The organism is Nostoc sp. 'Peltigera membranacea cyanobiont' 210A (genome assembly GCF_002246015.1).
Lineage (GTDB): Bacteria > Cyanobacteriota > Cyanobacteriia > Cyanobacteriales > Nostocaceae > Nostoc.
The window spans coordinates 250,021-271,672 of the sequence record NZ_NOLJ01000006.1 but is presented as its reverse complement, the minus strand read 5'-3'; the positions used below and the strand labels follow the sequence as shown (position 1 = coordinate 271,672).

Genomic DNA, 21,652 nt, shown 5'->3' with positions numbered 1-21,652 from the left:
GTCCCTAGTCCCCAGTACCCAAATTGGGATTTGAGGTCTGCCTTGTAGTTAATGCTATGGTGCTGAAGCTACTGGTGGGGCGTTTTGTCAAAATTACTGAAGAGAACATGGCATTTTGGTTTCTGTTTATCCTCCTGCTGGGGCTAGCTACTTATCTAATGGTGCAGCGCAGCGTTGCTCTCATTACCCGCACACCAGTATGGTTGTTGTGGCTGGTTTTAATGACACCAGCATTCCTGTTGAGTGGATGGACGCTAATCTACGGGGCGAAACAACCTCCACCGCCAGGGCTGATCCTGTGGTCGGTATTTGTCTGCACAGTCTTGTATTGGGCGTTGTTTCAATGGGGGCGTCAAGTACCAAGAGATACACAGACCGAAGCCCAAACCTCACCCTCAGAATCACAACCGACTATCCAGCCTACCCCAGAACCAATAGTGCGTCCCATTGAACCAACCGAAGAAACCCAACTACGAAATTGTTTTCCTTGGTCTGTATACTACGTTCAAAATATTGAGTATCGTCCACAATCTGTGATTTGCCGGGGTCAGTTGCGAACTAAAGCCAGCAACGCTTACCAGCAGATTAAGACTAATATTGAAGCACAATTTGGCGATCGCTTCTTGCTGATTTTTCAAGAAGGCTTCAATGGCAAACCTTTCTTTGTCTTGGTTCCCAACACTCAAGCTGCTGCGAAACAGACAGATACACCACGACGCAAGCAGGAACGATTAACTCGTCCAGGATTAGCGCTGATGCTGCTAGCAGCTACTTTGATCACTACTACCTTGGTGGGAGTGGAAAATGCTGGTGTTGCTCTGCCGCCTATCTGGGATATTGGATCTTTGTTCAAGCTATTATCTAACCCAGATGTCCTATTTAAGGGATTGCCTTATGCTTTAGGACTGATGGCTATTTTGGGCACTCACGAACTTGGGCATTATTTGACAGCTAAATTTTACAAGATTCGCTCGACGTTGCCTTACTTTATTCCCGTGCCTTTCTTTTTAGGAACTTTTGGCGCATTTATTCAGATGCGTAGTCCCATTCCTAACCGCAAAGCTTTATTTGATATTAGTATCGCTGGGCCAATTGCAGGTTTTGTTATTACCTTGCCATTACTAATATGGGGTTTGGCTCATTCTGACGTGGTTTCGCTGAGTGAAAAAACCCGACTTTTAAATCCTGATGCTCTCAATCCCAAGTATTCAATTTTACTGGCTATACTCTCGAAGTTAGCTTTGGGAAGTCAGTTAACGGCAAAATCAGCCCTCGATTTACATCCAGTTGCAGTAGCAGGTTTCTTAGGACTAATTGTCACAGCCTTAAATTTAATGCCTGTGGGACAATTAGATGGAGGTCACATTGTCCATGCGATGTTTGGACAACGAACTGCGATCGTAATTGGTCAAATTGCTCGCGTGTTGTTGCTGTTACTTTCTTTAGTACGAGAAGAATTTTTGGTGTGGGCGATTATCTTATTATTTATGCCGTTGATTGATGAACCTGCACTGAATGATGTCACTGAATTGGATAACAAACGTGATGTTTGGGGGTTACTGGCAATGGCTTTGCTGATTGTAATTATTCTGCCATTACCGCAAGCGATCGCTAACTTTTTGCAAATTTAAAAAAGCAGAATTCAGAAGTCAGAATTCTGAAGTAAAACAGGCTTGATACCTGGCTTTGAGGCAAATCGTTGTGTACTTTACTTTCCTTGAAATTGGCTGTATCAGCGATCGCGATCGTTTTTTTCAGCAGTCCATAGATTTGTCTATGAGGTTTTCCCCTTGTCTCCTTGTCCCCTTCCATGACATTCTCAAGCCTTATCGTTTTGCTAATTCTGGAGTCCGCCCCTTCAAGCCAATCATCAATTTCAGCATAAATACTTTTAATACAGGTACTCGCTGCAAGAACCATAAACCCAAGCGACGAACCACCACCACAGGAAAGAAATTATTAGAGAACATCCGATCTAATAAATCGGTGAAACCTAAAATTGTCAGATTTTCTAGCTTGCGCCAGCGTTCATAACCTTTGAGAATCTGAATATCGCCAATATCTTTACCCGCTTTGTGCGCTGCTTGAATTACTTGCGCTAAAGCTGCTGCATCTCGAATACCCAAATTTAAACCTTGTCCGCCAACGGGATGGCAATTGTGTGCCGCATCACCAATTAATGCCAGTCTGGGAAGAACGTAGCGATCGCTTTGCATGAGTTGTACTTGAAAAACAAAGCGATCGCCTAGTAATTCTAGTTTCCCCATTTGATCGCCATAGCGGCGGGTTAGTTCTGCCAAAAATTGCTCGTCATTTAAAGCACACAAAGCTTTTGCTTCTTCGTGGGGCGCTGTCCAGACAATGCGGCAACGGTTCCCCGGTAAAGGTAAAATCGCAAAGGGGCCGCTAGACCAAAATCTTTCGTAAGCGGTGTTATTGTGGGGCTTTTCTGGTTTGACAAATGCCACAATGCAAGACTGCCAATATTTCCAGCCCGAAGTTTTGATTCCAGCAGCTTGCCGAATTGGCGATCGCGATCCATCTGCTGCTACAACTAATTTGCTGCGAACTGTTCTTAGTTGATCGGCAACTTTAATATCTATGGCGACTATATTCTGCTGGTACTGCGTATTTACCACTTCCGCCGGACACAGATAAGTCACATTTTGGCAATCTTGGACAAAATCTTGCAACGGCTGCAACAAGGCTTGGTGTTCCGCCACATAACCCAATTCTGCTGCATTTATATCATCGGTGGTAAATTCCACCACATTGGGATAATCGGCATCCGAAAGACGGACTCGGCAATACTTGGCGATTTGCGGCAACATTTTGTCCCAAACGCCAATACCTTCATAAATTAGCGACGAAAGTTTGTGAACTGCATAAGCTTGTCCCTTGGCTACCGCCGCTGATGCCACTTTCGCCTCAATCAGCAAGACACTCAAGCCAGAATCTTTTAAAGCAGAGGCTAGAGTTAACCCAATAATCCCACCGCCGACAATTACCAAATCATATTCATATCCCCGCTCATTTGGCGGTGTTGGTTGAGGGGAAATTTGCTCAAGCTGCGTTATGGTCATTGTTAAGTTAGATTACAGCGTCTTAACTCTTATTTTGACGCGATCGCGCCTTCTTGAGCAAGTTAACAATTCAAAATTAAAAACAGCCCTCATCCCCTAACCCCTTCTCCCACTCTTGGGAGAAGGGGAACTAGAGAATTTGCTCCCCTCTCCCATACTTGGGAGAGGGGCTGGGGGTGAGGGCAAGCCTACCCTACCCTACAAGATTGAATAATTTATTTGCTGACTCGATAAATTGGTCTAACCTGACGATAAGTATTAAGCAAGCTGAGAAATTTATTTCCATCAAAATTTATCGGGTCAACTTTTTTACCAGAACGGTCTACTAAATGGTGCGTAGTGATGCGATCGTCTGGGACTTGACTTTGAGCAATTAACCAAGCAAGAGAATGATATTGAGCTTCCGTGTAGCCGCTATGGGTTTGTTGACTACCACTGTCATAACTATCTGGCGGTGTTTCCAAAGAGACGTGATAAGCAAAATTATTCACAGACGCGGGTAAAGTCGGATTAGTCTGCACAGTTTCCACTCCCTGAGAACCATCAAACACTGAGTTAGCTGCACCAAAAGCCCGCTTGTCTGGCGGTACTAGATAAACCACTGTGCCGTCTAACTTGACTAAGGCGTGGTAACTTGCTTGCACACCTTCATCGCTATGGGCTACTTGAAAGAAATTAATGGCGCTAGAAGCAGAATAACCAGTTTCATGGAGGACGACAATTGGTTGGTTGCTGAGAGGAATGCCATTAACATCTTGGGTGTATCGTTCTCCATAGTTACTTGGATCGACCGAAGCAACTTGATAATTAGGTCTGTACTTTGCAAAAGCTTGAGTGGTTATGTACCTTGCTAGAGGCTGGTTAGTCTTGACTGGGGACTTGACAACATTTTGAAATTTCTTCTCTGGCTCTTTCGCTGATTGAAATTGCGCCTGGGGATATTTACTGAAAGCTGTAACCTGTGGATTGGATGCACGGGATATTGTCGGATTGTTGTGTAATTTTGTTGCTCGTCCAATTAGCAGCACTACAATTAGAGTGGCGAACATCAGCCAGATTAGTAGTACCCTAGTCACCCAGTCTGTAAACTTCATTTTTCTAATACCCGTAAAACGGTAGATATTAATTTATAGCTAAACTGGCGTGTCAGTTGTAGAGGCGCACTTCTGTAAACCCCTACCGCTTATGGTATCCAAATAATAATCGCTATAATACCTTAATTCTAGTCAAATATACGTTACTAGTATATGTTGAATGCTAAGTAATTGTTTTAATGTCTATGGAGCTATTTAAATGCTCTTAAAACCATTGCTAATGCTTGAATAGTTGATGATTTGTGTCTCTACAATTCAAGAGCGCAATCTCAAATCTAAAAGGGTTAGCGTTTATACTCTGCTGCGTGGTGTTCGCATAGCCAGAGGTAATGTCCCTCTGGAGTCAAGACTTTCTTTAATCCACCCCAGTGCTGCTGTGGGTCTTTTTCTTCTAACAGTTGACGCAGGGCACGTAAAGCCGCACCATCAGCGCGTTCTGGATCAAAATCTTCATCTCTATCAATTGGGAAACCGCCAGGTTCTTTGAATTGAGGTAATTTTGCTGCTAGTTCTTTGGTGAATTCGAGATCGTTCTTAAATACTTTTTCATATTCTTGGTCGTTTAGCAAACTTACAAATGGCCCTACTATGGGTGCAGCATATCTCAAGACGCTAAATAATCTACTAATATAAGGTGCTGTTTCTCTCAGCCATTTGGCAGGTTCATTTATTTCATATAAACCGCCTTCTTGGGTAGGATGCCAACAGCCTGGTTCTTGGCAATAGAGTTGTAAATATAGCTTTTGTCCGACTAGATTTTTCTTCCACGCTTTAGCATCATGGGGACGCAGGACAAATACATTGGGACAATGAGAATCTATGATTGCTTGTTGGCGGCGGAAGTCTTTGGTAAATTCCCGTTGCGTCAGTTCTAGGAGATTATCCGCTTTATTTTGAATATCATCCAGTTTATCTTTAATCTCATTATTACTTTTCTTTAAATCTTTGAGGCTGTCTAAAACTGCATCTTTTATTGTCCAATCTAATCCCTGCAAAAGTTCTATTACTGATATATCTTCATCTTCTGTAGCTTTTGGGCATTCAATTGTTAGTTTATTTCTTTGGAATCGCTTTCGTACTTGTTCATAGTCAAACTCGTGGGAACAAGGTTTACCATTATGACCAAGACAGGGAATTTTGCGTTGAATGTCTAATCCGGGAAACCTTCGCAGAAGTAGTTCGATACCATCTTTGAGTAGTGCAAAGAAATTCTGAGGGTATACTCCTCGGACTGTTAATTGCAAATAGCGATCGCTTTTAACAGCTTCCACTAATGCTAAATGTTCCTGCTCATAAGCAAATAAGACACCGTTACGCCAATGAATGCCAGTTGTGAAGCGGTGTTGACGCGCAATAAACCAAGTGGGAATCCCCGCAGGAATGGTGTTGAGTTGGAATTTCATCGAAATTTCATTGCACTCACCTGCTTGTTTAATTTGCTGCCATTTTTGTTCATAATTAGGCGCGTCGAGGGGTAAACGTTCCACAACCAGACTGAGATCCCGATTTTCTTGAGTGCGGTAGGAAAGGTCAAAACGCTCCATCAGGTGCAAAAAGTGATCCCGCATTGATGGCTCTAAGTCGCGCCAAAGTTGATTCATTTCCTGACGGGTGAAAATGCCCTTGCGGTTGATTACGTCTTCGCTTTCCAGCACTTTGCTGATATATTCAGTCACCCACTGGGGCTTGAGGATAACGGTATCGTTAAGTTCTTCATTGTCTTGGAAGTAAAGAATTTCACCTAATTCATACAGCCATCGCGCCAGCACTTCCTTGCTGATGTCAGCAACTTTGGACTCAGCCATGATGTCCCACAATTGTTGCGGTGTGATTTGTTTTTTCGGCTGGGTGCGGATGGCATTGGCAGCATTTAGCCAAGTAGTAGGCCAGATTTCACCCATTAAGGGTAATTTGGCGGCTGCTTTAGCAATTGCTTGCCGCAGTTCTTCAACGCCTCGGCTGATTTTAGAGCTAATTTTACAGTGTTCAATAATCTGGGGGTACTTGCGGCGTAACTCAGCCAAGGGAAGGTCAGCATCTCGCTCATCGATGTGGGTGGCGACAAGCAAAATCGGAGATTCGGGGGCTAAAGCTTTGATAGTATCTAGCCAGTAATAGAGTTTACCTTGCTCAAATCCCAGTCGGGCATTCCAGGCAAGTAAGAATAGAGAGCGGTTGGTGAGAAAGAATTGATGGGTTGCATGATATATTTCCTGTCCGCCAAAGTCCCAGGTTTTCAGATGCATGGTAGTACCTGCTTTGCTGGGATGGGTTAAATCGAGCCATTTAATTTCAATGCCGTGGGTGGTGGATTCCTGGGTGTCGAACTTTTCACCGCGTAAGGCTCTTAATAAGGATGTCTTACCTACACCTCCTTCACCGACGACTAGCAGTTTAGAAATCCACTGCCGTAAGCTACCCTCTAACCTTTCTCGGAGATAGGTCAAAATTGCCTGTGTTCCCTGCTCGATAATTTCAGGCGGGGGCGAGCTTAATTGTGGATTGTTTTCGAGGAATAGCCTTGTCAAGTTGAAGAGTTGGCTGATTTCTGGCGGCAGACTGCTGAGTTGATTGTTATTGAGGAATAGCTCTGTCAAGTTGGAGAGTTGGCTGATCTCTGGCGGCAGGCTGCTGAGTTGATTGTGATGGAGGGATAGCCCTGTCAAGGTGGAGAGTTGGCTGATTTCTGGCGGCAGGCTGCTGAGTTGATTGTGATGGAGGGATAGCCCTGTCAAGGTGGAGAGTTGGCTGATTTCTGGCGGCAGACTGCTGAGTTGATTGTTATCGAGGTATAGCCATCTCAAGTTGGAGAGTTGGCTGATTTCTGGCGGCAGGCTACTGAGTTGATTGTGATGGAGGGATAGCCATCTCAAGTTGGAGAGTTGGCTGATTTCTGGCGGCAGGCTGCTGAGTTGATTGTTATCAAGGGATAGCCTTGTCAAGTTGGAGAGTTGGCTGATTTCTGGCGGCAGACTGCTGAGTTGATTGTTATGGAGGGATAGCTTTGTCAAGTTGGAGAGTTGGCTGATTTCTGACGGCAGGCTGCTGAGTTGATTGTTATCGAGGTATAGCCATCTCAAGTTGGAGAGTTGGCTGATTTCTGGCGGCAGGCTGCTGAGTTGATTGTCAGAGAGGTATAGCTTTGTCAAGTTGGAGAGTTGGCTGATTTCTGGCGGCAGGCTGCTGAGTTGATTGTCAGAGAGGTATAGCTCTGTCGTTTTTTCTTTGGCAGCTTGTTCAATAATTTGCAACAGTTCTTCGTTTGTCACTTGCAAACCTCACCAACTCTGTAGCGATATTTACTAAAGTAGTATATCGTAACTAAGCGTTAGAGACTGGCTCAGTGTTTTCATCTGCATAAAAACGGATGTAATGTTTAAATTAGCAGAGTGCGTAGGCGTAGCCCGTTGTAGACATCGCTAACCTCGCAATAACATTCACTCATTCACGAGTATCAAAGACTCGTTAACGGAGTTCAAAGACTCATTCACAAGTATCAAAGGTGCGTCACGCTTTCGCGCTAACACACCCGAAGACTACGGCTTTATAATTGCGATCGCAGCTATGAAACAAATCCATAACTACTTATCCCAGTCCTCTTGATGGAGAGACGGTTTCGTTAATTTGAGAAGACGGTTTATTCAAGAAGAAATTCCAAATTCTTTGAATAGCTATTATTAGAAAACCAATCACAATCACTCCTGCTACCACTGGTAAAGCCAGTGCTAGTACAGACAGTCCGATGGCGATGACCAACTCAAGGGTTGACACAAGTGGATTGGTTAATCCACCTGAAACGCCTGTAGAACTTATCCGCAATGTATTCATTAATCCCTTAGTTAATCCTGCGGTTCCACCACCTGCAACTAAAGCTAACGTCCATTGCACTAGTGGATTCATCTCTGGAGCAACGGATGCTGTGACGATTGTCCCGGCGATAAATGCCGCAGGAGTGGCTACAATATCCAGCAGATGATCCAACCAAGGAATGTAATAACCGATAATTTCTAGCGAACAAGCGACGGCAAATACAATTACAGCTTGAGGTGTTTCCACCCAATCAAAGTTAGTCGGCAAATCTAAATGTCCAAAAACTGAAGCCACACTCAATGCTAGCAGGGGTACAAATACTCGAAAGCCAGCCGCCGCGCTCAAACTAATCCCCAGCAATAATTCAATAAATGTATTTAGATTGAACAAAGAATTTAAATCCATAGTAAGACTCAAGTTATACTCCTGGTGTTTTTTCCATCTTTGAGCTGAACGGAGTAGCAACTCTAAGCTGTAATCCTAAGATAAGAAACTTGGCGGAAATATTTCATCTGACTATGTGTAGAATCAGTGAAATCCCACCTGTGCCAATACTGTGTAGGTTTTGGCTAAAAAATAACTCCAATGTAGGTTGCGTTTCCTTGCTCAACTCAACATTTTCAGGGCTTTGTTTGTGAGCCAGCGACTTCTAGAGTGATATCATGTCCGCATAATTTAGTTATGCTAACCACAGTCATTACACCCCACCCCCAGATGCTTTGGCTACGGTGTACACACAAGTCACCAGTTTTATCCCAATACGCTTGGGATAAGCCAGAAACCCCTCATGTAGCGATTTATCGCGTCTAAAAAACTGGCACGTTAGAGAGACGCGATAAATCGCCGTCTCTACAAAGAATGGACTCGTCAATTATTCCTTGACGGCTTTTGCATAATTCTGTCGTCGTCAATCTTGAGAAATCAGGTCAAAATGAGCCAATGGTGAGTTTCAGGAAAACAGACTTTATTAAAAGATGCCGAAAATATCACAATCTTGGAAAATAATAAAGTAAGTCGAGTATCACAAGACTCACTTGATATCCTCATTTCTTCTAGGAAAATATGACTCATCCTTTCCTTGAACGCCTGCGTAGTCCAGATAGCCCAGTCCTCGTTTTCGACGGGGCGATGGGAACCAACTTACAAACCCAAAACCTGACTGCTGAAGACTTCGGCGGCCCACAGTATGAAGGTTGTAACGAATACTTAGTCCACACGAAACCCGAAGCAGTCGCTAAGGTTCACCGCGACTTTCTCGCTGCTGGTGCTGATGTCATTGAAACGGATACCTTTGGCAGTACGTCCCTGGTGCTGGCAGAATATGACTTGGCAGACCAAGCGTATTACCTCAGCAAGACAGCCGCAGAATTGGCGAAACGTGTAGCTGCGGAATTTTCCACACCAGAAAAGCCCCGGTTTGTGGCAGGTTCCATCGGCCCCACAACTAAACTCCCTACCTTGGGACATATTGACTTTGACACCATGAAAGCTACTTTTGCTGAACAAGCAGAGGCGCTGTGGGATGGTGGTGTCGATTTATTTCTGGTGGAAACTTGCCAAGATGTGCTGCAAATTAAAGCAGCGCTGAATGCCATTGAAGAAGTGTTTGCTAAGAAGGGCGATCGCAGACCGTTGATGGTGTCTGTGACAATGGAAAGCATGGGCACAATGTTGGTTGGTTCCGAAATCAGTGCGGTGCTGACAATTCTGGCACCTTACCCAATAGATATTCTCGGTCTAAACTGTGCCACCGGCCCAGACTTGATGAAACCACATATCAAGTATCTGGCAGAACATTCACCTTTCATCGTTTCTTGTATTCCCAACGCGGGTTTACCTGAGAACGTTGGCGGTCAAGCGCACTACCGCCTGACACCGTTGGAATTACGGATGTCATTGATGCATTTTGTTGAAGATTTGGGTGTCCAAGTGATCGGGGGTTGCTGTGGGACGCGTCCAGAACACATTCAACAATTGGCAGAACTTGCTAAAGACCTGAAGCCAAAAGTTAGACAACCAAGTTTAGAACCAGCAGCAGCATCAATTTACACCACTCAGCCTTACGATCAAGATAATTCCTTCTTGATTGTCGGTGAACGTCTGAACGCCAGTGGTTCCAAGAAGTGCCGCGATTTGCTAAATGCGGAAGATTGGGATGGACTGGTTTCAATGGCGAGGGCGCAAGTCAAAGAAGGCGCACATATCCTTGATATCAACGTCGATTATGTGGGACGCGACGGCGTACGGGATATGCACGAATTAGTTTCGCGCATTGTAAATAATGTCACATTGCCTTTAATGCTTGACTCCACCGAATGGGAAAAGATGGAGGCGGGTTTAAAGGTTGCCGGCGGTAAGTGTTTGCTGAATTCCACCAACTACGAAGATGGTGAACCGCGCTTTTTAAAGGTGTTGGAGTTAGCGAAGAAGTACGGTGCTGGTGTAATCATTGGTACTATCGATGAAGATGGGATGGCGCGGACAGCAGACAAAAAGTTTGCGATCGCACAACGCGCATACCGCCAAGCTGTAGAATATGGCATACCACCCACAGAAATATTCTTTGATACCCTAGCGTTACCCATTTCCACCGGGATTGAAGAAGACCGAGAAAATGGTAAAGCTACCATTGAATCTATCCGGCGCATTCGTGAAGGATTGCCTGGATGTCATGTGATTTTGGGTGTTTCCAATATTTCCTTTGGTTTGAATCCAGCCTCGCGGATGGTGCTGAACTCAGTGTTTTTGCACGAAGCTACAACGGCGGGAATGGATGCAGCCATTGTCAGCGCTAACAAAATTTTACCGTTATCGAAGATTGACGCCCGCCATCAAGAAATTTGTCGTCAGTTGATTTATGACGAGCGGAAGTTTGAGGGTAACGTTTGCGTTTACGATCCCTTGGGAGAGCTTACCACAGCGTTTGCTGGGGTGACAACTAAACGCGATCGCTCCTTAGATGAAAGTCTCCCCATTCCAGAACGTCTCAAACGCCACATCATCGACGGCGAACGCATTGGCTTAGAAGAACATCTCAAAAAAGCCTTAGAAGAACATCCCCCCTTAGAAATTATCAACACCTTCCTGCTAGATGGCATGAAAGTTGTCGGGGAACTATTCGGTTCTGGACAAATGCAGTTACCCTTCGTTCTGCAATCTGCGGAAACCATGAAAGCGGCGGTAGCGTTTCTCGAACCCTTCATGGAAAAATCAGAATCAGGTAACAACGCCAAGGGAACCTTTATCATTGCCACAGTTAAAGGCGATGTCCACGACATTGGTAAAAACTTGGTAGATATCATCTTGTCCAACAACGGCTATAAGGTGATTAACCTGGGAATTAAGCAGCCGGTAGAAAACATCATCAACGCTTACGAACAGCACAAAGCTGATTGTATTGCCATGAGTGGTTTGCTGGTGAAATCCACCGCCTTCATGAAAGAGAATTTGGAGGTATTCAACGAAAAGGGAATTAGTGTTCCTGTAATTTTAGGTGGTGCGGCGCTGACTCCCAAATTTGTGTATGAAGATTGCCAAAATACCTACAAAGGTAAAGTCGTTTATGGCAAAGATGCCTTTTCTGACTTGCACTTCATGGATAAATTAATGCCAGCAAAGGCAACTAATAACTGGCAAGATTTGCAGGGATTTTTGAATGAAGTCGAAACGGCTGAAGTTTCGACGAATGGTAACAAAGAACCAAAAGCTACGACTGCTGAAGAAACATCTGCTGAACCAAAAGTAGTAGATACAAGACGTTCCGAAGCTGTGGCGATAGATATTGAACGTCCAACGCCGCCTTTCTGGGGAACGAAATTATTGCAGCCTAGTGATATTCCCATCGAGGAAATATTTTGGCACTTGGATTTACAAGCTTTAATTGCTGGACAGTGGCAATTCCGCAAACCAAAGGAACAATCTAAAGAAGAATATCAGGCTTTCTTAGCTGAGAAAGTCTACCCAGTTTTAGAAACTTGGAAACACCGGATTATTGAAGAGAATCTGTTGCATCCCCAAGTGATTTATGGGTATTTTCCTTGTCAATCTGAGGGGAATTCTCTACATATATATGACTCAGAGAACCAATCACAGCAGGTTACAACTTTCGAGTTTCCTAGACAAAAGTCTTTAAGACGGCTGTGCATAGCAGATTTCTTTGCACCCAAGGAGTCGGGAATCATTGATGTCTTTCCAATGCAAGCCGTGACTGTAGGAGAGATTGCAACAGAATTCGCCCAAAAGCTGTTTGCTGCCAATCAATACACCGATTATCTGTATTTCCACGGCATGGCGGTACAAGTAGCGGAAGCTGTAGCTGAATGGACACACGCCAGAATTCGCCGAGAGTTAGGTTTTGCTGCTGAAGAACCCGACAATATTCGGGATATATTAGCACAACGCTATCGTGGCTCGCGGTATAGTTTTGGGTATCCAGCTTGTCCGAATATTCAGGATCAATACAAGCAACTGGAGTTATTGCAGACTGACAGGATTAACTTGTATATGGATGAAAGCGAACAACTTTATCCAGAACAGTCTACCACTGCGATTATTACCTATCACCCGTTAGCCAAATACTTTAGCGCGTAGAATCCTACTCGTTAACCCAATACGCTTGGTGTTAGTGATATTTTGCCCTGGAAAATCCCCCTAACCTGTTCTCTACCTCTCTCTAACCTCTCCTCGTAGGAGAAGAAGGGGAGTAAGATTCAAAGCCTCTCTCCTTGTAGGAGAGAGGTTTGGAGTGAGGTTCAGATGTTACTTTGATGATTGTTCCGGGAATCCTGTAGTTGTATACCCACCAAATTTGTTAATCTCTCAGCTTAGGTAGGCTTATTTATGCAACTCATCAGTTCGTTAGATATTAGAAATTCAGAATATTTATCCAAAAATCGCCTCATCAGTTATCATCACCAGTTGCGTCTAATTTTTTCGCTGGGTAATCAGGTAAAAAACGTTCTGGAAATTGGGATTTTTAATTCTCTATTAACAGACATCTTGAAGAATAATGGATACAACGTCTCCACTGCTGATGTTGACCCCAGCCTCAAGCCAGAAATAATTTTGGATTTGACTACAGATTTTTCCTTACCAAAAGATAAATTTGATGCGATTGTCCTGTTTCAAGTTCTGGAACACTTTCCCTACGAACAGTCAGAAGAAGCATTGAGAAAACTTGCTATTGCAACCAAGAAATTTTTGGTGATTTCGATTCCCTATTGCACTCAATACCTCTCGTTTCAGGTCAAAACCTCTTTCTCAGGCAGACCAAGGCATTTACTATTCAATGTCCCCAAATTCTGGAGTACAACGCCAGTCTGTGATGAACATTGCTGGGAAATGGGTTTAAAAGGATATCCGAAAACGCGGATTTTAAACTCTGTTGCCAAAGCTGGGTTAACAGTTAAGCAAGAATTTATCGATCCTACTTATCCATACCATTATTTTTTGGTGCTGGAAAAGAATTCTAGTAATACTTAAACAGCAATCTGTGGGGAGTGGGGAGTCGGAAGTAGGGGAATCCGAATCAGAAAATGGCGGCAAACAATGCTCAAAAAGGTGCGTAGGCGCAGCTATGCTTTTAAAATCCTAATTGGTATCATGCCCTTCTGTGTTCTCCGGGTTTATCCTGGAAAACAGATGGCTAGGTTGTATTACCTACTATCATCATTTCAGATACTAACATCGAAAACTACCAATTATGCTAGAACAAGGCACTATCAGTATTCATACTGAGAATATTTTCCCGATCATCAAGAAGTCGCTTTACTCAGATCATCAAATCTTCTTGCGGGAACTGGTATCCAACGCTGTAGACGCCATCCAAAAGCTAAAAATGGTATCCCGCGCCGGCGATTATGCTGGAGATATCGGCGAACCAGAAATTGAAATTGCCATTGACAAAGATAAGAAAACTCTATCCATTTCCGATAACGGTATCGGGATGACCGCAGATGAAGTTAAGAAATATATCAATCAGGTTGCCTTCTCTAGTGCTGAAGAATTTATTCATAAATATGAAGGCAAATCAGACCAACCGATAATCGGTCACTTCGGTCTTGGTTTCTATTCTTCCTTCATGGTGGCGCAAAAGGTAGAAATTGATACCCTATCCTACCAAGAAGGGGCGCAAGCGGTTCACTGGTCTTGTGATGGTTCTCCTGCTTTCACTCTCGAAGAATCTTCCCGGACAACTCGCGGTACTACTATTATTCTCAGCCTGCAAGGGGAAGAAGAGGAATTTCTCGAATCTGCACGAATTAAGAATCTTGTCAAGACATACTGCGACTTTTTGCCAGTCCCGATTAAACTAGATGGCGAAGTAATAAATAAGCAAAAAGCACCGTGGCGAGACTCTCCGAGTAATCTTACTCAAGAAGATTATTTAGAGTTTTACCGCTATCTGTATCCTTTTCAGGAAGAACCTTTGTTATGGGTACATCTAAATACTGACTATCCCTTTATCATCAACGGGATTTTGTATTTCCCGAAAATGCGACCGGATGTAGATGTGACAAAAGGGCAGATCAAGCTATTTTGCAATCAAGTTTTTGTTAGCGACAACTGCGAAGAAATTATCCCGCAATTTCTGATGCCGATGCGGGGTGTGATTGATAGTACCGATATTCCCTTAAACGTATCGCGGAGTGCCTTGCAAGGCGATCGCACCGTGCGGAGAATTGGTGACTACATTGCCAAAAAAGTAGGCGATCGCCTCAAAGAACTTTTCCGCGATAATCGCGAACAATACATTAGCGCCTGGAAGGATCTTGGTACTTTTGTAAAATTCGGCGTTCTCAACGATGAGAAATTCAAAAAACAAATCGAAGATATCATCGTCTTCCGCACCACCGCAAAGTTGACAGAAAAAGTTGCGGCTGAAACGCCTGTGGTTGAAGTTCAGTCTTCAGACGGCGATGCTTGGCAAGATGTGACTCCTTCACCCAGTTCTGACTCAGCACCCAGCGCTCCCTATACTACGCTGAAAGAGTATCTAGAACGCAACAAAGAACGCAACGAAAACCGGGTTTTCTACAGCACTGATGAAGCAACCCAATCTACATACATAGAACTGCACAAAAATCAAGGTTTGGAAGTCCTGTTTATGGACTCCTTCATCGACACCCACTTTATCAACTTCCTAGAGCGCGAATATCAGGATGTTAAGTTTACGCGGGTAGACTCAGATTTAGACAATACCCTGCTGGAACAAGATAAAGATAAGGAAATTGTCGATCCCAAGACGAACAAAACTCGGAGTGAGACGATCAAAGAGTTATTTGAGAAATCTCTCAACAAACCCAAACTCAACATCCGTACCGAAGCCTTGAAATCAGACAATCCTCAAGGAACACCACCTGCGATCGTGCTCTTACCAGAGATTCTCCGCCGCCTCCGAGAAATGAACGCCATGATGCAGCAGGGAACAGCAGAGTTTCCCGAAGATCACATTTTGCTGGTGAATACTGCTCATCCCCTGATTCAAAATCTGGCAAATCTGAACCAAGGTAGTATCATTCAAGGTGACGGTGAATCGTCTACAAATCAGTTAGTCAACTTGATTTGTCAACACGTTTACGATTTAGCGCTGATGTCTCAAAAAGGATTTGACGCTGAGGGAATGAAATCCTTCGTCGAGCGATCGAATGAGGTACTCACCAAGCTGACGGAACAAGCGAGTAAATAGTGGTGAGTGGGGCATGGGGCATGGGGCATTGGGCATTGAAAAGAGGCAGAGGGGCAGAAGGGCAGAGGGGCAGAGGGGAAAGACTTACTGCTACTTCTCCTCTGCTCCCCCTGCTCCCCCTGCTTCCCCTGCTTCCTCTGCTCCCCCTGCTCCCTCATCTCCCTCATCTCCCCACTTCTGCTGCCTAAGACCTAAAATGGAAAGGCTGTATTAAAATAACAATCTGGAGATACTTGCTATGTCCCGTCGCTGTGAACTAACTGGTAAAAAAGCAAATAACGCTTTTGCTGTTTCGCACTCCCACCGCCGTACTAAACGCCTTCAGCACGCTAATCTGCAAAACAAGCGTGTTTGGTGGGAAGCTGGAAATCGCTGGGTGAGATTAAAGTTGTCTACCAAAGCAATTAAAACCCTACAAATTAATGGGTTAGAAGCAATGGCAAAAGAAGCTGGGATTAACCTGAATCATTACTAAGTAATCTGGATTTCATAACCCGAAACTTTTGTAGGTTGGAATATAGGTGATTTGTAGTGGCGCACAGCTAGCTGTGCGCCACTAGTGTTTATTACACCTTTAGTAGCAGGTAGGCTCTCTATATTTTGAATTCTGTTGGCAGTAAGAGAGAAATATCGGAATCCATTTTGATTTGGAGAACTCACTTGATTTAGCAGGTAAGAGGTAAGAGCTAGAAGACTCTTTGAATTATATTGAGCTTTTTGACGCAATCAAATATGAGTTCTTTATATAATTTTTACACTACGGATAAATCCCGGCGTTTCTGAATAAAAATACTTACCAGTTTTCTATTTTTCATAATTTAAGTTATACCGCTCTATACCCAAAATTAATTATGAATTGATTTTGTAATTGCTCAACACTCTTAACAAAAGGCCGAGATAGAGATTACCTGAATAAATAGAAAAACTACCTGACCTCAAACAACTATCGAACAAGGCAAAAGAAGCCTTGATAGTAAAGCTATGAAAGGAAATCCAGAAACTAAAAACTGCACAGGAAACTACAAGTAATCAAGAGTCTCCACTAACTAAGACTAGTTGAGCAATTACAAATAAACAAGGGAATACTGAAAGTAGGTAGTCTATTTTATTTATAATTTATGACAGCGAGCAGTTATGAAACGTCGAACCACTTAGACCTGCAAGAGTGTCACAAACAGCTACAGCTAACGGTTCAATATCAAAAAATATTGGCGAGGATTCTGGCTAAGATTCGCGCATCTGTAAACATCGAATCTCTATGTTCAACTTCTTGTCAAGATATTTGCCGCCAATTGAAGATTGAGCGAGTTGCAATCTACCGCTTCAACACTGACTGGAGCGGTAGTTTTATTAATCGTTTGGGCTTTGTAGAACATCCTTGGGATGCATTAACTGCCTTTGGACAGGACTTGGTGTGGCAAGATTCGCATTTGCAAGAAACTCAGGGAGGGCGATATCGCAAAAATGAGCCGTTTGCTGTGGCTGACATTTACGATGCAGGGCACGCTCGTTGTCATATTGAGGTATTAGAACAGTTTCAGATTCGGGCGTATGCGATCGCACCGATTTTTATTGGTGCAAAATTGTGGGGAATGCTGGCAGCCTATCAACACTCCGCTCCTCGGCAATGGTGGCCTCACGAAGTTGAATTCTTCGCCCAAGCTGCCAGCCATCTCGGTGTGGCAATGCAGCAGGCAGAAATTTTAGAACAAACCAAACAACGCACAGCAGAACTGCAAGATGCGATCGCGCGGCAACGTGCTTTGACGGAAGTGGTAGGAAATATTCGCTCCTCTGTGAATCCCGAAATTATTCTAGACACTGCCTGTCAGGAACTCTGCAAACTCCTGAAGCTAGAGCGGGCAGCAATTTACCGCTTTAATGAAGATTGGAGTGGCGAATTTGTCAGCCAATTCGGGATGGTAGAGGCGCAGTGGGATAGAATTCATCCCTTTGGCAAAAATCTAGTTTGGGAAGATACCCACCTCCAAGAGACAAAAGGTGGACGCTACCGCAATAACGAAAGTTTTGTTGTCAACGACATCTACCAAGCCGGACACTCACGTTGTCACATCGACATTCTGGAGCAATTCAAGATTCGGGCATATACCTTAGCGCCCATCTTCATCGGCCCAAAACTGTGGGGATTGATAGCAGCATATCAACACTCCGGGCCGCGCCAATGGGCAAATTACGAAGTGGAGTTCCTTGGACAAGTAGGGGCACAATTAGGAGTCGCGATTCAGCAAGCCGAGAATTTGGCTCAGTCGAAACAACAAGCTTCTGCCCTGCAAGATGCGATCGCTCGGCAACGAGCATTAACTGAAGTAGTCGGGAAAATTCGCTCCTCCCTCAATATTGATTTAATCCTAAAAACTACTTGCCAAGAAGTATGTAAACTGCTGCGAGTTGAGCGGGTTGGCGTTTATCGTTTCAATGAAGACTGGAGTGGCGAATTCGTCAGTAATTTCGGCATGGTTGAGGCACAGTGGGACAGCATCAATCCCTTTGGCAAAAATCTCGTTTGGGAAGATACCCATCTCCAAGAAACCAAAGGCGGACGCTACGGCAACAACGAAAATTTTGCTGTAGAGGATATCTACCAAGCCGGACACTCGCGCTGTCACCTCGATATTTTGGAGCAGTTCAAGATTCGCGCTTATGCGTTAACCCCAATTTTTGTAGGACGGGATCTGTGGGGATTGCTGGCTGCCTATCAACATTCTGCACCGCGCCAGTGGGATAGTGTGGAAGTGGAATTTTTGGGACAGGTTGCTAGCCAACTGGGAGTAGCACTGCAAAGTTCTCAAATGGTGACTCAAATTCAAACTCGCGCTGATGAACTGCAACAATCGGCTGAACAGCGCCGGATTTTATTTGATTTGGTCGTCAAAATTCGGGAATCCTTGGATTTGGAGACGATCTTTAAGACTACAGTACAGGAAATAAGGCGATCGCTAAATACAGATCGAGTCGGTATTTTCCGTTTTGATCCGAATGTCGGTTTTTGCAGCGGTGAATTTATTGCTGAAGATGTGTTGCCCAAGTTCGATTCTGCCCTCGCTGTGAAGGTGCAAGACTATTGCTTCGGCGATCAATACGCAGCGCAATATCGCCAAGGGCAAGTGCAAGTAATATCTGATGTCAACAGCGTTGGCTCCAAAGTCCCTCATCTGGATGTGATTGAGCGATTCCAAGTCAAAGCACAGATTATTGTGCCATTGATGGAAGGTGATGAACTGTGGGGGTTGTTGTGCATTCACCAATGCACCCATACACGTCATTGGGAAGAAGCTGAATTGGAATTTGTCACCCAAGTGGCGGCTCAACTCAGTGTAGCGCTGCGTCAAGCCAACTTGTTTCAACAATCTAATTTGCTGGGTCAAACTCGTGAAGAAGCCAATCAACTCGCACAGACACTAAATGAGCTGCGTAAAGCCCAAATGCAAATTATCCACGCTGAAAAAATGGCCAGCTTGGGGCAGTTGGTGGCGGGAGTTGCCCATGAAATTAATAACCCGATTAATTTCATCCACGGCAACTTGGAACACGCTCATCAATACACACAAGAATTGCTTCGCTATGTGGAGCTTTTTTGGCATCATTATCCCGATGCTGCACCAGAGATCAAAGAGTTTTTCAATAAAGCTGAAATCGAGTATTTGTTCGAGGACTTACCTAAATTATTCCAATCCATGCAGGTTGGTACTGAGCGCATTTGCGAAATTGTCACCTCTTTGCGGAACTTCTCACGCCTAGATGAAGCTGACTTCAAGCCAGCAAATATTCACGAAGGCATCGACAGTACATTGATGATTTTGCAAAACCGTTTGAAGCCCTCAGCTGATAGCCTTACCATTCATGTGAGCAAAGATTATGGTACTCTACCTCTAATAGAATGCTATCCCGGTCAGTTGAATCAGGTATTTATGAATTTGCTGTCCAATGCCATTGATGCTCTAGAAGAACGAACCATGCAGGAATCTTCTGAAGCGCTGGTAAAAAACCCTAGCAAAATCCTAATTTCTACCTCCCTGCTCAATAAAGATTGGATTGTAATTCGCATCGCCGACAACGGATTCGGCATAGATGAAAAAGTCCTCTCTCGACTGTTCGATCCATTTTTTACTACCAAGGTTGTCGGTAAAGGCACAGGACTGGGACTGTCTATCAGCTACCAGATAGTCACAGAAAAACATAACGGCAAAATATACTGCCAATCTGAACTTGGCAAAGGTACAGAGTTTGTGGTTGAGTTGCCGATTCATCAGGTCGCAGCTAGAAAATCAGTAGCTAAAGTCAAGATGTTAGACCAAGTATAAGCAAATAGGTAAAGTGATGATTTTTACCAGTTAAACTGAAAAATTATCACTTTTTTACTCAGCACTCACTACTGTTTTGGTAACAGTGGTATTACATAATTGTTTTACCTTTTCTGTTACCCAATCAACACGATCCTTTCCCCAAAATCTCTCGCCTTCGACTACCCAAGTAGGGACTCCGGGACAGCCAAATTGTTCGTATTCTGCCAAAGCTGCCACTGCTGCAAGTTTTGCTGCTTCTCCGTAGATTAACTCAAGAATGCGATCGCCATTCAACCCAACATCATTTGCAACTTTCTTAATCACAGACTCATCGTTGACATCAAGAAGATCGATGTACGTCGCTCGAAAGAACGCGGCATCAAGCAGATGCTCCTTCCCAGTTCCACAAGCAGCGTAATACGCTCTCGCGGGAAGTTCTTCGCGACCAAACTTCATTTTCTCCCACCGCTTGACCCACCTACCAAATTCTTCAAATTCCTTGAGCCGAATTTCAATGCCGTACTTTTTCGCCCACCGCAGACAATCTTCTTTGTGATACGACGATAAAAGGGCGGTTTCACTTCGTCCTTGTAAGTCGGCTACCTTTATCCCGCGTTCCTTTGGTATGTAGATTGGTCGTCGTTCAATATCAACAGGTAAACCCTGCAAAGCTTTTTCGGCAAGAGCAATACCAATATATGAATTTGACGAGTGGTATATCGAGTAGGAGTATACTTTGATTCGCTGCGACATCTTGGCTACCGTAGCTACCTAACTGATAATATTACGAACTAGCGATCGCAGCAGTAGCCAATATTCAATCATCAGAGTCTCCAATCCCCACTGTGTTAGATAAAAATAATAGGAATTATCGGGCGACGCAACGATTTAGCCGCTACACGCTCACCCGATACAGAGAATGGAAATCAGTTCGCTCTTTTACGGAGCGTTAAGGCTTGCCTAGGAAATCTTTTTTGCCAAGCTCTACACCACAGTGTCTGAGAATGTCATAGGTTGTTGTGACATGGAAATAAACGTTTGGCAAAACGAAATATAGGAGAAATGGCATTCCTTCAAAAGATAGGCTCTTGTCACCCTGCGTAATCGTAATTGTTTTATCTTCCGAACCATCTATTTGTTCAGGTTTAAATGTGTCTAAATAAGAGATAGTTTTCTGAACGCGGTCAATAAGTTCGGGCAATGTAGTTTCATTGTCCTCAAACTTGGGTGCTTCTGCCCCTGCTAATTGTGCGGCGCCTCTCTTTGCTATGTCAGAGGCAATTTGTACTTGTCTTGACAATGGAAACATATCTGGGAATAGACGACTATTGAGCAACACATGCTGATCTATTTTTTTGGTTTCTGCGTATGTAGCACCTTTTTCAAGAATACCTACTAAGTTACTTAGTGTGTGAATAAACACTGGTACAGAAGCTTGATACATTGAAATGCTCATTGATATTTCTCCAGAAAAAGTTCTATCTTTCTTTGTGTAGTTGCGGTCTTGTCGAGATAAGTGGTGCGATTCGCTCAGTCTAAATCTATCGCATTGAATAAGCGCTACACACTAAACGCGCGATCGTCATGAGAGGGGGAAGGGAAAATTCCATACCCCCGCCCCTTTTCCCTACTTCTGCAAGAAGTCTATTGATAAAGAGGCAGAGGGGAAAAACT

13 protein-coding genes are annotated in these 21,652 nt (G+C 44.0%); 7 read left to right on the top strand and 6 right to left on the bottom strand.

The genetic code is table 11. From position 1 onward, the window contains the following. Positions 1–107: 107 nt before the first annotated feature. Positions 108–1,631 (top strand): site-2 protease family protein, encoded by a 1,524-nt coding sequence (locus CDG76_RS20265; RefSeq protein ID WP_094351063.1) that lies wholly within the window; start codon positions 108–110, stop codon positions 1,629–1,631. 195 nt (positions 1,632–1,826) lie between these two features. Here CDG76_RS20265 and CDG76_RS20255 read toward each other — a convergent pair whose 3' ends face one another. From CDG76_RS20255 to CDG76_RS20240, 4 genes are all read right to left on the bottom strand, one after another. Beyond that, on the bottom strand, positions 1,827–3,083 hold the full coding sequence (locus CDG76_RS20255) for an FAD-dependent hydroxylase (RefSeq protein ID WP_094350738.1): 1,257 nt from the start codon (positions 3,081–3,083) through the stop codon (positions 1,827–1,829). A gap of 215 nt (positions 3,084–3,298) precedes the next feature. Continuing rightward, entirely contained in the window at positions 3,299–4,177 is an 879-nt protein-coding gene (locus CDG76_RS20250; protein ID WP_094350737.1) for an N-acetylmuramoyl-L-alanine amidase, read from the bottom strand. A gap of 284 nt (positions 4,178–4,461) precedes the next feature. Further along, positions 4,462–7,446: a COR domain-containing protein gene (locus tag CDG76_RS20245; protein ID WP_190240910.1), complete on the bottom strand. Its 2,985-nt coding sequence runs from the start codon at positions 7,444–7,446 to the stop codon at positions 4,462–4,464. Between the two features lie 316 nt (positions 7,447–7,762). Beyond that, positions 7,763–8,392, bottom strand: coding sequence for a DUF4126 domain-containing protein (locus CDG76_RS20240; protein WP_094350735.1), 630 nt, complete (start codon positions 8,390–8,392; stop codon positions 7,763–7,765). A 276-nt stretch (positions 8,393–8,668) separates the two neighbouring features. Between CDG76_RS20240 and CDG76_RS39160 the strand changes: the two genes are divergently transcribed. From CDG76_RS39160 to CDG76_RS20215, 6 genes are all read left to right on the top strand, one after another. After that, positions 8,669–8,797, top strand: coding sequence for a hypothetical protein (locus CDG76_RS39160; RefSeq protein ID WP_262984347.1), 129 nt, complete (start codon positions 8,669–8,671; stop codon positions 8,795–8,797). A gap of 252 nt (positions 8,798–9,049) precedes the next feature. Beyond that, the gene (gene metH, locus CDG76_RS20235) at positions 9,050–12,577 is read left to right on the top strand and encodes a methionine synthase (RefSeq protein WP_094350734.1); all 3,528 of its coding nucleotides are present in this window, start codon (positions 9,050–9,052) and stop codon (positions 12,575–12,577) included. A 249-nt stretch (positions 12,578–12,826) separates the two neighbouring features. Next, positions 12,827–13,468, top strand: a complete 642-nt coding sequence (locus CDG76_RS20230) for a class I SAM-dependent methyltransferase (protein ID WP_094350733.1) — start codon at positions 12,827–12,829, stop codon at positions 13,466–13,468. A 220-nt stretch (positions 13,469–13,688) separates the two neighbouring features. Next, positions 13,689–15,674, top strand: coding sequence for a molecular chaperone HtpG (gene htpG, locus CDG76_RS20225; protein ID WP_094350732.1), 1,986 nt, complete (start codon positions 13,689–13,691; stop codon positions 15,672–15,674). Positions 15,675–15,912: 238 nt separating this feature from the next. Continuing rightward, complete coding sequence (rpmB, locus tag CDG76_RS20220) at positions 15,913–16,149, top strand: 50S ribosomal protein L28 (RefSeq protein ID WP_094350731.1); 237 nt, start codon at positions 15,913–15,915, stop codon at positions 16,147–16,149. A 643-nt stretch (positions 16,150–16,792) separates the two neighbouring features. Next, positions 16,793–19,996, top strand: coding sequence for a GAF domain-containing sensor histidine kinase (locus CDG76_RS20215; protein ID WP_094350730.1), 3,204 nt, complete (start codon positions 16,793–16,795; stop codon positions 19,994–19,996). Between the two features lie 54 nt (positions 19,997–20,050). Here the strand turns inward: CDG76_RS20215 and CDG76_RS20210 are convergent, their stop codons facing one another. Both CDG76_RS20210 and CDG76_RS20205 read right to left on the bottom strand, forming a co-directional pair. Then, on the bottom strand, positions 20,051–20,731 hold the full coding sequence (locus tag CDG76_RS20210) for a 2-hydroxychromene-2-carboxylate isomerase (RefSeq protein ID WP_094350729.1): 681 nt from the start codon (positions 20,729–20,731) through the stop codon (positions 20,051–20,053). A 196-nt stretch (positions 20,732–20,927) separates the two neighbouring features. Further along, a complete protein-coding gene (locus CDG76_RS20205) occupies positions 20,928–21,434 on the bottom strand; it encodes a DUF1993 domain-containing protein (RefSeq protein WP_094350728.1) in 507 nt (168 codons plus the stop codon). Between the last annotated feature and the right edge of the window lie 218 nt (positions 21,435–21,652).

Bases quoted from the DNA above. Each gene is read 5' to 3' on its own strand.
- CDG76_RS20265 (WP_094351063.1), top strand. From the start codon at position 108: ATGGCATTTTGGTTTCTGTTTATCCTCCTGCTGGGGCTAGCTACTTAT.
- CDG76_RS20255 (WP_094350738.1), bottom strand. From the start codon at position 3,083: ATGACCATAACGCAGCTTGAGCAAATTTCCCCTCAACCAACACCGCCA.
- CDG76_RS20250 (WP_094350737.1), bottom strand. From the start codon at position 4,177: ATGAAGTTTACAGACTGGGTGACTAGGGTACTACTAATCTGGCTGATG.
- CDG76_RS20240 (WP_094350735.1), bottom strand. From the start codon at position 8,392: ATGGATTTAAATTCTTTGTTCAATCTAAATACATTTATTGAATTATTG.
- CDG76_RS39160 (WP_262984347.1), top strand. From the start codon at position 8,669: ATGCTAACCACAGTCATTACACCCCACCCCCAGATGCTTTGGCTACGG.
- metH (WP_094350734.1), top strand. From the start codon at position 9,050: ATGACTCATCCTTTCCTTGAACGCCTGCGTAGTCCAGATAGCCCAGTC.
- CDG76_RS20230 (WP_094350733.1), top strand. From the start codon at position 12,827: ATGCAACTCATCAGTTCGTTAGATATTAGAAATTCAGAATATTTATCC.
- htpG (WP_094350732.1), top strand. From the start codon at position 13,689: ATGCTAGAACAAGGCACTATCAGTATTCATACTGAGAATATTTTCCCG.
- rpmB (WP_094350731.1), top strand. From the start codon at position 15,913: ATGTCCCGTCGCTGTGAACTAACTGGTAAAAAAGCAAATAACGCTTTT.
- CDG76_RS20215 (WP_094350730.1), top strand. From the start codon at position 16,793: ATGACAGCGAGCAGTTATGAAACGTCGAACCACTTAGACCTGCAAGAG.
- CDG76_RS20210 (WP_094350729.1), bottom strand. From the start codon at position 20,731: ATGTCGCAGCGAATCAAAGTATACTCCTACTCGATATACCACTCGTCA.
- CDG76_RS20205 (WP_094350728.1), bottom strand. From the start codon at position 21,434: ATGAGCATTTCAATGTATCAAGCTTCTGTACCAGTGTTTATTCACACA.